The sequence below is a fragment of the Vibrio sp. Y20_XG_PY13 genome (assembly GCF_024181925.1).
Lineage (GTDB): Bacteria > Pseudomonadota > Gammaproteobacteria > Enterobacterales > Vibrionaceae > Vibrio > Vibrio parahaemolyticus.
Map to the genome: position 1 here is coordinate 1 of NZ_JAMZAL010000015.1, position 13086 is coordinate 13086.

Sequence of the window (13086 nt, forward strand, 5' to 3'; positions counted from 1 at the left end):
ATCGTAGAGCTGGGGCTAAAGTAAATTGGTCTCAATTAGACTCTGAATACATTAGCGCAAACCAACTCCGTTTTTTTGGATTTTCACTTGCAAAACGGGGCGTACCATACATTCTGTCCAGCTTCGAGCTGGCTACCTCTGGCTAGCTCAACTTTATTATCACGATGAGACGATGCTTTTATCGATATCAGACTGAAAAGCTTCTAACAATATCTTGATCTCCACGAGCGCTGCGGTAGATGTTAACTCCTTCCTTGCTATCTGTTCTTCTAACAACTCGATCTGACGTTTAGCAAGCTCAACACTTGTCTTCAGAGAAACAGCGTTGTAAACCTCTGTATAACCGTGTATATCTGCAAAAGCGAGGTCAATGTAAGTATCTAGAGAACGGAGCATTGTATGACCTGTCCACTGTTGAAGCTGCATTTTAAATGTTTGCGTATGAAGTAAATGCTTTCGGAAATCATCTTTATCATTCACTTCTTTAGTGGCAAGAATAAGCTCTTTAAGCTTATCTGTTATGAATGCATGTCTCCACAAGTGGGGATGCAATTCTCCCTCGATACCAAGCTCTTTTTTCCATAAGATCATGTATGTTGTCCATGAATCGGCGGATAAGCGATGACCTGTCTTTAAGCTAATAAAGAGATAGTCATGCTGAACTTTCTTCTTCCTCATTACCTTCTTTCGAACTTTGATGTAATCCGCAATCACTGATAATAAAAGGTGCGGTACAGGAATCTTTCGAGTGGTGTTATCGTCCTTTCGCTTCAGAGTGGTAAGAGTGAGCATACCTGTGCGTCTAGCTTCCTCGTAATCGGTCATTTTAATCAAATGAAGCTCAGACACACGACAGCCTAGTTGCTCCATTGCGGTGTATAACGCCATGTCCCTTCTGCGCTTATCTTTGTTTTTCTGAGTTTTTATAAACTCCCACACACGCAAGGCATCATCTTCCGAAACAGGGTGGCGTTTCTTGATCTCATCTTTAGTTGGTACGGCAGTGTGCGTAATTTTAGTGCCTTCAATGAACCCTTTGTGTCCTTCCTGCTTGCGCTTATAAGGTTTTTCAAGTATCTGAATTGAGTTAGCTTTATCCTTACCAATAAAAGAACTCAAATCATGAAAATCTTGGATAAACTGCAAAAAATCAAGACAGGTATGAGCAATCTTTATAACCGAATTATTACGGCGTTTTAGCTCACCGAGCGGTGTTTTCTCTGCTTGTAACGATTGAATAAAAAGGGTGAATGTTGCGTCTGTAAGCTGGCTAAATCGGCTCAATCGTGGCTGTTTTTCAATAAAGTGAACCAAGTGAATAATATCGTGTGCATATCCACGAATCGTGTCACTTTTTAAGTTTCTCACCATCAAACTATGGATGTAGGCATTGGCTTCATAGCAAGGCACATGGTTACTGTAGGTTACGAAAGGAATATCCAGTGGCTTACGAAAGACAAGCTTGCCATCAAACCCAAGATGACTCCATTGCTCAAAGTCTTTAAGCTTACGAACCGCCATCATACCTCTCCATGCAGACTGTAATTCATCTGCGCTTCAATCTTCCGATTGTGCTCTCGGTAAAGCTCCTGTCGCTCTTCTACTGTGCCCTCATGCTGCGCTATCCGCTTTAGTCTAGAGCGCAGCTCAGAGACCATAACGGTCAGTAAAGAATTGCTGCGCTGTGCTGCATCCAGCTCCGATTCAAGCTTAGAAACTTTGTGCTTTAGACCCACTACAGTTTGTTTGTTGCCTTTGGAAGCCTTCTCATTATGATGTGCAGCCTCTACCGCCAGTTTTGCATTAATACGAAGCTCATCTAAGGATAAGAAGCCTCTTTCCAGAAGTGCTTCTGAGATGCTTTTGACCGTGTTTAATGAGCATGATGTGATATTACGCTCTTGATTCTGATATTTAGCGATGCCAGATTGGGATTTGAGAGCCATCATCAGCTCCACATCATCTTTAAACTCAGCGGGAGATGTGATTATCTCTCTCAACAGCTTTTCTGTTTCAAGTACCTTGGTTTGGTTTTTCTCTAAAACTTTCATTAGCCGAATCCTTAATCAATGTCTTTGATTTTTAAAATAAGATTAAAGGTTTGAGTGGCATTGCCATCACTATCATCTATGATAAAAAACTCTGGTTCCAGTGTGATTTGCCCCTCTTCCAGAAGGTGAATAACCTCTGTTTCAATGTCCTGCTCTTTTTGAATTTGGCTAATATGAGGAACGGTTAGGTAAGACTCATCATCGTAATCTTCTACCGCTTCGCTCACTGACTCTATCGTAATCGGCGTTGAGCTATCACCTGTCAGTCGCTCTGCAATGATTTTGCGAACCTCTTCTATTCCGTCGAGCTTGGCAAGTTCAGAGGTGGAATCAACCACACCATGAACAATCACACTGGCTTTAGCCCCATTTAGTACCGCCCCAGTTTCCGATTCAGAGATATAGTGATACAGATGTTCCATGTCTGAATGTCCGAGCATCCAGCGCAGAGCATCCATGCCATCAAATCCTTTAGACCAGAAGAATGCCATTGCAAAGAAGCGGCGCAATTGATGCTGACGAACATAATTACGGCGATACTCACCGTTGTCGTACTCAACCAAGTCCGTTTCGACGTAATCACACAAAGCATCGAGGTGTGTATTGTAGGTATCGCTACTTACCTGACTTAACTGGCAATCTTTTGAGTTTAAATTATTAAATAGAGACAACTTTCCTTTGGCTAAATTTAACTCATTAGCTTTGATGTTAAATTGCTCCAGTTGCCAAATGAACCTTGCGATAGATAAGGGAATTGGTCTTTCTATTGTTGCGTTTACCCCTTTTGAGCCAGTTTTTTTTACCTTAAATATCAGGTTGTACTCTGCTTTTGCACCTTCTTTTGAAAAGGGATTTACATTAGGTGATAGATTACCATGTGACTTCAACTTGATTAATTCATCTTGTCTTCGAGCCATGATGGCACCCACCAAGACCTGTATTGCACCTTGCAGTACAGAGAACAAATCAAACAAGCTCTCATTAGCTCGAATCCGCTCAAAGCGATTTTCAACGTTTTCAGCAAAGCCTTGAACCTGTTTAATCCCTTTTCTCAAATATTCATCGCTCAGGCAATTGATGGCTTCCGTTTGAAACCAGTAACCTCGTTCCGTCCCAGACATCTCTCGATGCAACTCTTCATTCCAAGCTAGAGCGCATTGTTGCGGGCGGAGTGTGTTGGATTTTTTTGCAGCAGATTTGCTTCTTGCTTTAGACAACAGCGTTAACGTTTCGTCTAGTAAAGTAGTAGAGCCTTCCTCTGTAGGTAGATGCTCTTTGGCAAACTCATAGCACTGACGAATTAAATTAAACACAAAGGTAGGCGGCAAGGTGCGGGTACGTCCTACTCTTTTTAAGCTAACTAACTGGCTAATGTGACCTGCACTGACACGCTCGGACAAGATTGAAGGACTTGCCGCATCTTTACGCTCAAGGTTGGTATGAATCAATCGAATGGCTTCAATGTATGTCGAGATAGTCCGTTGATTCGTGCCTGTTGAGGTATCTCTATTCTCAACTGCACGATACTCTGAGTATTGGTTTGGCGCTTTGAGGTGTAGTTCTGCGTAGTTGGGGAGATTAATGTCGTGATAAAGCATCTTACCATCAAACAACAGTTTACCTAGCACAGCACTGCTGCCAGCGTATTTTATGCCTTCTCTAGCGTGATAATAACCTCGCTCAAAAAGCCAAGCGCACGCCTTCTCCCTCTCTGCTAAGGATAAGACACTTTCATCTTGCGCAATGTTTTGGGTAACGTAGGGAAACTTCTCTTTAAACGTTTGTGCATCTGCATCTGAAACACTCTGGGAAGCGTTATCAAGTAATACCTTGGTGCGCTTATCAATCTCATACACACCTTGAAAATTTCCGGGCTCAGCGTATTTCGTCAAGATGTTCAACCAGAAGTCATCATTCACATTCAGAAGGTGATATTTTGCCAGCTTCAACTCTTTCGAGTGCAGCAAGACGGCATTGATGAGAGCGATAACTTTGTTAACTTTATTATAAGCGGTTATTGGACTAATAATCTTCCCACCGTTTTCCAGCGGATTATCTGCCGCTGTGATCCAGTATTTAAAGCTGTTTAACAACTTTTGGTGTTTTTTATCCGTGAGTTTCTTACCATCATCTAAGCACACTGTATCCCAATGTATCGTTTTTGGGTGTTTGCCAAATGTCAGTACCCACTTGTTTTCAGAAAAGCTGGATTCTAACCATTCGGGCTGTCTGTCATCGTAACCGTAGATGCCAGTATGGATATTCGTGATGATATCTAATGCTCGATAGTCATCATTTGCTACTGAGAAATTGATAATATCTTCAAGAGTTTCGGCACTTAGACCATTCAAAAGCGAATGGTCTAGCACGATGCTTTCAATGAGGTTAGCAATTGAGGTATTGTCGATAGCAACACTTAACATAGCAGCGCTCCTTTAATAGTGTCAGCATTCAGTTTGTTATTGGTTGCAATATCAAGCATTCCCATCAAATCATCATCAGCACTATGCTTGCCTGAACTCAGGGTATCTAAAACAAACACTGCTGATTGATACCAGTGAGCCACAATATCTAAAAAAGATTCCTCATCATCACTACTCTCAACGACAAGGCGTATCGCCATCAAAAGCTGCAAAAGAGAGGTGGAAATAGTGTAGGTCAACTGGTCGAACGCTAAGGATTCAGATTTTTCATTATCAGTTGTGGTCTTTTGAACAAAACCGTGGTCGAAACGCTCTGGAATATTACTGATACCGTGATTGTTTAAGAGTTCCTCAATGTCCTCTGTACTCATATTCACAGCATCAAGTCGATGCACTGAATCTTTCATGGCTTCAAGTAAAATAGCGTTCTGAAACTGACGTACCCAACGTGCATTAAAGAAGTCCATGAGTGGTTTAGGAAGGTAAGAGGTCAGTAGGTTTGCATCCTTCTTTTCATGACCAAGCGCCTCGGCAACGGCATCCATTGAACGTGTTTCCAAGTAAATTTGAAAGCCTCTGTGTCGTCTGATTGAGCGTAATGAATGGATGTCAGAAATAGCTTGGGCATCTTTCAGGGTGACATCGCTGCTCTTATCAAAGAGTGTTTTATCCTGAAGCCAATCATAAAAATCATTTGCCGAAAAAAGAGTAGTATTGAGGTTGATTGGGCGCATCGCACTGGTAGTGGTTGCAGTCAAAATCATCTTTCGCCAACTCACATTCCCTTTTTGCCTCAGGTGTTCACGGCTCATGCGTGTATGCTGTATCAAGAACTCAACAACAGATTTGGAAAACTCATTAAGCACTACTTCTTGTTGCGCATTGGTAGACCCTTTGCGTGATTTGTAACTGACCGCAATGTGTTGATTACCAACTTTCTTATAGCCTACCATATTGCCATTAACATCAAATAAGTCCCACCTTGCTAACCAAGACGGTGTTATCAGAGGATGCTCCATCACAAGAAGCGTCAAAAGAACGTTCAGTGTTGAAGTGTTTGGTAAGTTTAACTCTGCGTTGAGTTGGCTAGCATTACCGTGAAACCCCAAAAATGATAGATAGTTGGTGTCTTTCGCAGCGATGCCATGTGCATAAAAGGTTGCTACGGTATTGTCTAACTTATCTGCACCGACAAAGTTTTTATATTGAGGATTATGGCTATTACTACTCAGTGGCTTGACGGAACCATTGTTCTGAAAAGCTTTATTTCTATCCTCTCGCTCTAAAAGCTCACCGAATTTCAAGAGACACACATGCTTGATATGCGCCATATCTCTTTCTACACGTTGCTGAATAATTGAAACAGCCTCTTCATCTTTAATTTTAAGTGGGATGTTAGCAAACCATCTAAGGTTTTCTGGCTGCGTAGCATTGCCGCCAATTGAAAAGGTAGGCGCTGCATCTTTTGGGTCTTTCCAGACTGGAACGATGAATGGTTTGTGAGGCTCAGCAAAAATACCCGTGTTGATAAAACACTCGGTATAATAGTTAATGGTATCTCGCCATTGAGCATGAAAATACTTTGGACAGTTCTGAGCTGCTTGGGAGCGCACAAATAGCACTTTAAACAGCTTGTGGAAAAATAGCTGCACATGATTACGACTGAGAAGGGTTTCTATTGATAGTCCGTCTCTTTCGTTATAAACAATGGAGAAACCCACAAATAGTTTTTTGAGGGTCGTCAATACGTTACCAAGAGTTGATGATTTTTGTGTAAAAGCATAGTTTTTTAGAGCGAAATGAACCTTGTTAGCAAATACTTCGCCAAAATTCACATAAAGCGTATCAAGATAAGCCTCATGTTCTTTACCTTCTTTTGATAGCACCGGCCAACCATTTAAGTAGTCAGCTTTGGCTTTATCTAACTTAAGCTTTCGGAACTGAGCTAGACAGCTCGAAACGTCTGTTGAGATTTTAGTGGACGAAAGCTTTACGTCATTGAGGTCAAGTTGCTTATCTTGCGCAATGTAGAGGAAAAGGACTTTGAGTAGATTACCGAAGGTATATCGGTGCTTGATAGTGATATCATCATTGCTATAAACAAATCCAATGAGCGACTGGAAGTGCGCATTAAGTGAACTTGAGTCATTCAGTATATCCAATACACTGTAGTTACCTTGTCCAACCAAGTAGCTGTAAGCTGCATAAACATTCAATACTGGCTGTATTTTTTTGGGGGGGATTGAGGATTCAGCAGCAAGAGTTAGGTAGTTAGAGTATTCGACTGACAATGCAGATTTTAATAATGAAAGCTCATTTAGTGTTTTTACATTCACAACCACATTCCATAGATTGACAACTCATAATAACATTAGTTGTCATAGTGATTAGTATCAATGTAAATTTAAGATATTAATTAGAATTTTAGTTATTAATATTCATCAATTTATTTAGATTTTGATAAGTTTTAATTATTGGGATTACTCGCATTTCATCAAGGAACAATAACCCATTGTGAGCCAAAGAGATCTCTCCCGGTCTTGGCACCGAGCCACCACCAACTAATGCCGCCATCGAACTGGAATGGTGCGGCGCACGAAACGGACGCGACTTCCAGTTGTGCTCATTAATCTCACTTTGCGTCAGTGATGCGACTGAAGCCGTTTCCATCGCTTCTTCGTCGCTCATCTCCGGCAGTAAGTCGCATAAACGCGACGCCAGCATGGTTTTTCCTGTACCAGGAGGACCAAGGAAAAGTAGGTTGTGGTTTCCAGCCGCCGCAATTTCTAGAGCACGCTTTCCTTGTTGCTGCCCAATGATGTCTTGTAGATCTCGACCATGTTTTTCAACCGTTTTTCGCTTCGGAGTTTGATAAAGATTGAGACGATGCTGACCACATAACTCTGCACACACCTCAAGTAAGGATTGCGCTGACTTATGTTGCTCTTTGCCCACCAGCGCCGCTTGATCGCCATTGACATGAGGCACCACCAAATGACGTCCTACTTTGCTTGCAGCCAACGCGGCAGGAAGCACACCTTTGACAGGTCTTAATCCTCCAGACAGGGCTAATTCGCCAACAAATTCGTAGTTTTTGAGCCTATCTGTCGCGATTTGCTCTGAAGCCGCCAAAATACCCAATGCGATAGGCAAATCAAAACGTCCGCCTTCTTTAGGTAAATCCGCCGGGGCCAAATTGACCGTAATGCGCTTGGCTGGAAACTGGAAATTTGAGTTGATGATCGCACTGCGTACACGATCTTTGGATTCCTTTACCGTAGTCTCCGGCAACCCAACGAGAGTAAAGCCGGGCATGCCATTACTGATATGCACTTCCACACTAACTGACGGCGCTTGCACCCCGACACTTGCCCGACTATGAATGATTGCCAGCCCCATAAACTCCCCAATCTATTGAACACTATATAAACAAATGTTTTATCTATGTGGTTATGTTATATACCGCGTCCAAATTGAGAGTTAATGTGAAAAAAGAATGACTTTTTGCTTGTCATGCAGCGGATTTGTGTGATACCACTAATGACGCAAACATTTTCGTAGAACATTACACAATACTATTTAACGAAAAAAGAACGACAGACAGATGAACCTATTCGCTCACATCAACACACTGCTAGCCCTGATTATCGTGGTCATTATTGGCACCGCGCGGGGGCTTGTGGGCGAAAGGTAACCACAAATTACAAAAAACCCCCGCGCTGAAAAGTCCGGGGGTTTTTTTACAACTACAAGTTGTCATCTGTCTAACCCTCGGACAGTTTAACGGGAAGAATGGGAGCGCACATGAAGTGCAACACACATGGCAATCGCTACGAGCCACAACGTAGCAAAGGAGGTTTACGATGACTGGTGCACAACTTGTCGTAGCCGCTTTAAGACAGCAAGGCATCAAGACGGTGTTTGGTTATCCCGGTGGAGCCATCATGCCAATCTATGATGCCTTGTATGACGGAGGTGTCGAGCACATCTTATGCCGTCATGAACAAGGGGCCGCTATGGCCGCCATCGGTATGGCTCGATCCACTCAAGATGTTGCCGTGTGCATGGCAACTTCCGGCCCTGGGGCCACCAACCTTGTTACCGGCCTAGCCGATGCTTTCCTTGATTCCGTTCCTTTGGTAGCCATCACAGGTCAGGTTGCCAGCTCTCATATCGGTACCGATGCGTTCCAAGAAATGGATGTGATTGGTATGTCTCTCGCCTGTACTAAGCACAGTTATCTCGTTACTGACATTGAAGATCTTGCGCCAACGCTAGCTGAAGCGTTTGAAGTGGCCAAAACGGGTCGTCCGGGCCCGGTCATTGTCGATATTGCGAAAGATGTTCAGCTTGCTCAAGCCCCAACAGAATTACTGCCACCTTACGTTGCACCTGAAATCGAAGACGTCAGCGCTGAAGACATCAAACGCGCGCAAGACGTACTGGCGGCGTCCACTCGCCCGGTATTGTATGTCGGCGGCGGTGTGCAGCTAGCGAAAGCAACAGATGCAGTGAGAGAGTTCTTACGTCTGAACCCGATGCCAGCGGTAAGCACTCTGAAAGGCTTAGGTACGATTGAACGACATGACCCTCACTACTTAGGCATGTTGGGTATGCACGGCACCAAAGCGGCCAACCTTGTGGTTCAAGAAGCGGATCTATTGATTGTCGTAGGTGCGCGTTTTGATGACCGTGTGACGGGCAAACTCGATACCTTTGCGCCGCACGCCAAAGTCATCCATATCGACATCGATGCGGCAGAAATCCATAAGCTTCGCCACGCAAACGCACCACTGCGAGGCGACATCAATACCATTCTTCCTCAATTGGAGTTGACTCAAGATATCTCATCGTGGGTTCACCATAGTGAAAGTCTGCGTAGCGGCTTTAAGTGGCGTTACGACCACCCTGGCGATCTTATCTACGCACCGCTGCTGCTTAAGCAGTTATCTGACATGATGCCAGACAGCGCCATCGTCTCGACTGACGTAGGCCAGCACCAAATGTGGGCAGCTCAGCACATTCAGCCACGCGATCCGCAAAACTTCATTACTTCCGCAGGCTTAGGCACCATGGGTTTTGGTTTGCCAGCAGCAATGGGCGCATCAGTCGCGCGTCCGGATGATCAGTCTATCCTTATTACAGGTGACGGTTCATTCATGATGAACGTACAGGAGCTAGGCACGCTAAAACGTCGCCAAATTCCAGTGAAGATTGTTCTCCTAAACAACCAACGTCTTGGCATGGTTCGCCAATGGCAATCACTGTTTTTCGACGGTCGCCACAGTGAAACCATTCTTGATGACAACCCAGATTTCGTGATGTTGGCAAAAGCCTTCGACATTCCGGGCAAAACCATCACCAAGAAAGAAGAAGTCGAACCAGCACTTAAAGAGATGCTAGCGAGCGAAACTTCTTACATGCTTCACGTTTTAATTGATGAAGAAGAAAACGTGTGGCCACTTGTACCACCTGGTGCATCAAACAGTGATATGTTGGAAAACACGTAGGAGACATCACATGGACAGATATTTACTCGACATCAAAGCCGACGACAAACCGGTACTGTTAGAGCGCGTTCTACGTGTGATTCGTCACCGAGGCTTTGTGATCAAACAGGTGGCCGCTACTCAAAACCACGAAAGTAAAGTAGCCAGCGTCGAGATCATCGTCGACAGCGATCGACCAATCTCGTTTTTGATCAATCAAATTGAGAAGTTGTGGGACGTTCGTAAAGTTGAGGTGCTGAAAATCCGCAACGATGAACTGCCAAATCACAACTTACAACAACACGTAAGTGCATAAGGAAGGCAACAAATGGCAACGAAAACTGCAAATTTCATTTGGTTTAATGGTGAGATGGTTCCATGGGCAGAGGCGAACGTGCATGTTCTCACTCACGCCATGCATTACGGAACCTCAGTATTTGAAGGGGTACGCTGCTACAACACACCAAAAGGCCCAATTGTCTTCCGTCACCGTGAACATGCACAGCGTTTAAAAGATTCCGCCAAAATTTACCGCTTCCCTATTCCATACTCTGTTGAAGAAATCATGGAAGCAACGCGTGAAACTCTGCGTCAAAACAAACTCGACAGCGCATACATTCGTCCATTGGGATTTGTGGGCAATGTCGGTTTAGGTGTGTGTCCTCCAGTAGGCACCGAAATGGAGCTGATCATCGCGGCGTTCCCATGGGGCTCGTACCTTGGTGAAGAAGCACTAGAAAAAGGCGTGGATGCGATGATTTCAAGCTGGAATCGCGCGGCACCTAACACCATCCCTACCGCTGCAAAAGCGGGTGGTAACTACCTTTCTTCACTACTCGTTGGTGGTGAAGCACGTCGTCATGGTTACGACGAAGGTATCGCACTGAGTGTTGACGGTTACTTGTCAGAAGGCGCGGGCGAGAACATCTTTGTCATCAAAGATCGCGTGATCACCACACCACCAGCAACCAGCGCTATCCTACCGGGCATCACTCGTGACTCGATCATGACCATTGCTCGCGGTAAAGGTTACGAAGTCCGTGAAGCTAACATTGCCCGCGAAGCGCTATACCTTGCGGATGAAGTATTCATGACCGGTACCGCAGCAGAAGTTGTGCCTGTGGCAACCATCGACAAAATTGAAGTGGGCAGCGGTAAACGCGGTCCGATTACCAAAGAATTGCAAGAAGCCTACTTTGGCCTATTTAACGGCACCACGGAGGATAAGTGGGGCTGGTTAGACTATGTGTACCCAGAGCAGCAGTAAGAAGGATTTAAGAAATGCCAAAATATAGATCAGCAACCACCACACATGGTCGTAACATGGCGGGAGCTCGTGCGCTCTGGCGTGCAACCGGTGTAAAAGACGAAGATTTCGGTAAGCCAATCATCGCCGTGGTGAACTCATTCACTCAGTTCGTACCAGGCCACGTACACCTTAAAGATTTGGGCCAACTTGTTGCTCAAGAGATTGAAGCGGCAGGCGGCATCGCAAAAGAATTCAATACCATCGCCGTCGATGATGGCATTGCAATGGGTCACGGCGGCATGCTTTACTCGCTGCCATCACGTGAATTGATTGCCGACTCAGTCGAATACATGGTTAATGCGCACTGTGCGGATGCCATGGTGTGTATCTCTAACTGTGACAAAATCACTCCAGGGATGCTGATGGCGTCAATGCGTCTCAACATTCCAGTTATCTTCGTATCTGGCGGCCCAATGGAAGCGGGCAAAACCAAGCTTTCAGATCAGATCATCAAGCTAGACCTTGTCGATGCCATGATCCAAGGTGCCGATCCAAAAGTGTCTGACGAACAAAGCGAACAGATCGAACGCAGTGCATGCCCAACGTGTGGATCGTGTTCAGGCATGTTCACCGCAAACTCAATGAACTGTCTGACAGAAGCTCTGGGTCTGTCTCAGCCAGGCAACGGCTCGCTGTTGGCAACGCATGCCGATCGTAAAGAGCTGTTTATCAATGCAGGTAAACGCATCGTTGAACTCACCAAACGCTACTACGAGCAAGATGACGAAACGGCTCTACCACGCAATATCGCGACCAAAGCCGCATTTGAAAACGCGATGGCACTCGACATCGCAATGGGCGGTTCGACCAATACGGTGTTACACCTTTTAGCTGCAGCGCAAGAAGGTGAAGTCGATTTTGATATGACGGACATCGACCGCATGTCTCGCCAAGTACCACACCTTTGTAAAGTGGCTCCTTCAACGCAGAAATACCACATGGAAGATGTACACCGTGCGGGTGGTGTTGTCGGTATCCTTGGTGAACTGAACCGTGCAGGTCTGCTGCACAATCAGTCTAAGACAGTCCTAGGACTGACTTGGGAAGAACAGCTAGCCAAATACGACATCATGCTGACCGATTCAGAAGAAGTGAAATCATTCTACCGTGCTGGCCCTGCGGGTATCCGCACCACACAAGCGTTCTCGCAAGATTGTCGCTGGGATACCCTCGATAATGACCGTGCGGAAGGCTGTATCCGCACCAAAGAAAACGCGTTTAGCCAAGATGGTGGCCTTGCCGTTCTGAAAGGCAACATCGCGCTGGATGGTTGTATCGTGAAGACTGCTGGTGTAGACGAAAGCATCCTGAAATTTACTGGCCCTGCGGTAGTGTTTGAAAGCCAGGAAGATGCGGTAGACGGCATCCTTGGCGGCAAAGTGAAAGCGGGCGATGTAGTTGTGATTCGCTACGAAGGTCCAAAAGGTGGCCCGGGCATGCAAGAAATGCTCTACCCAACCACTTATCTAAAATCGATGGGCTTAGGTAAAGAGTGTGCGTTATTAACTGACGGCCGCTTCTCTGGTGGTACCTCTGGTCTGTCTATCGGCCATGCTTCTCCAGAAGCGGCCAATGGCGGTGCGATCGGCTTGGTTCAAGACGGCGATTTGATTGCGATTGATATTCCAAATCGCAGCATCTCTCTTGAGATCTCTGAACAGGAACTTGCAGAGCGCCGCGTAAAACAAGACGAACTGGGTTGGAAACCAGCAAATCGTCAACGTGAAGTGTCTTTCGCCCTAAAAGCGTACGCCAGCATGGCAACCAGTGCTGACAAAGGTGCAGTACGAGATAAATCGAAGCTAGAGGGCTAG

At 45.2% G+C, this 13086-nt stretch carries 9 protein-coding genes; 4 read left to right on the forward strand and 5 right to left on the reverse strand.

Annotated elements, in window-relative coordinates; translation table 11 throughout:
* Nucleotides 1-159 precede the first annotated feature (159 nt).
* The 5 genes from NL646_RS21435 to NL646_RS21455 form a co-directional block, all read right to left on the reverse strand.
* A complete protein-coding gene (locus NL646_RS21435; protein WP_253664682.1) occupies nucleotides 160-1521 on the reverse strand; it encodes a site-specific integrase in 1362 nt (453 codons plus the stop codon).
* Nucleotides 1521-2051 carry a hypothetical protein gene (locus tag NL646_RS21440; protein ID WP_253664668.1) on the reverse strand — a complete coding sequence of 177 codons (531 nt, stop codon included), beginning with the start codon at nucleotides 2049-2051 and terminating at the stop codon, nucleotides 1521-1523. Before NL646_RS21440 ends, NL646_RS21435 begins: the two co-directional genes overlap by 1 nt.
* An 11-nt stretch (nucleotides 2052-2062) precedes the next feature.
* Nucleotides 2063-4474 carry an integrase gene (locus NL646_RS21445; RefSeq protein WP_253664669.1) on the reverse strand — a complete coding sequence of 804 codons (2412 nt, stop codon included), beginning with the start codon at nucleotides 4472-4474 and terminating at the stop codon, nucleotides 2063-2065.
* Nucleotides 4468-6810, reverse strand: a complete 2343-nt coding sequence (locus tag NL646_RS21450) for a hypothetical protein (protein WP_253664670.1) — start codon at nucleotides 6808-6810, stop codon at nucleotides 4468-4470. Before NL646_RS21450 ends, NL646_RS21445 begins: the two co-directional genes overlap by 7 nt.
* A gap of 88 nt (nucleotides 6811-6898) precedes the next feature.
* Complete coding sequence (locus NL646_RS21455; RefSeq protein WP_301339346.1) at nucleotides 6899-7873, reverse strand: YifB family Mg chelatase-like AAA ATPase; 975 nt, start codon at nucleotides 7871-7873, stop codon at nucleotides 6899-6901.
* A gap of 464 nt (nucleotides 7874-8337) precedes the next feature.
* Between NL646_RS21455 and ilvG the strand changes: the two genes are divergently transcribed.
* Genes ilvG through ilvD form a run of 4 tightly spaced genes read left to right on the forward strand, consistent with a single transcriptional unit; the run spans nucleotide 8338 to nucleotide 13086 of the window.
* On the forward strand, nucleotides 8338-9984 hold the full coding sequence (gene ilvG, locus NL646_RS21460) for an acetolactate synthase 2 catalytic subunit (RefSeq protein ID WP_005461385.1): 1647 nt from the start codon (nucleotides 8338-8340) through the stop codon (nucleotides 9982-9984).
* Between the two features lie 10 nt (nucleotides 9985-9994).
* The gene (gene ilvM / locus NL646_RS21465; RefSeq protein ID WP_005378958.1) at nucleotides 9995-10279 is read left to right on the forward strand and encodes an acetolactate synthase 2 small subunit; all 285 of its coding nucleotides are present in this window, start codon (nucleotides 9995-9997) and stop codon (nucleotides 10277-10279) included.
* Between the two features lie 12 nt (nucleotides 10280-10291).
* Nucleotides 10292-11230: a branched-chain-amino-acid transaminase gene (gene ilvE / locus NL646_RS21470; protein ID WP_253664671.1), complete on the forward strand. Its 939-nt coding sequence runs from the start codon at nucleotides 10292-10294 to the stop codon at nucleotides 11228-11230.
* 14 nt (nucleotides 11231-11244) lie between these two features.
* Entirely contained in the window at nucleotides 11245-13086 is a 1842-nt protein-coding gene (ilvD, locus tag NL646_RS21475; RefSeq protein ID WP_005497444.1) for a dihydroxy-acid dehydratase, read from the forward strand.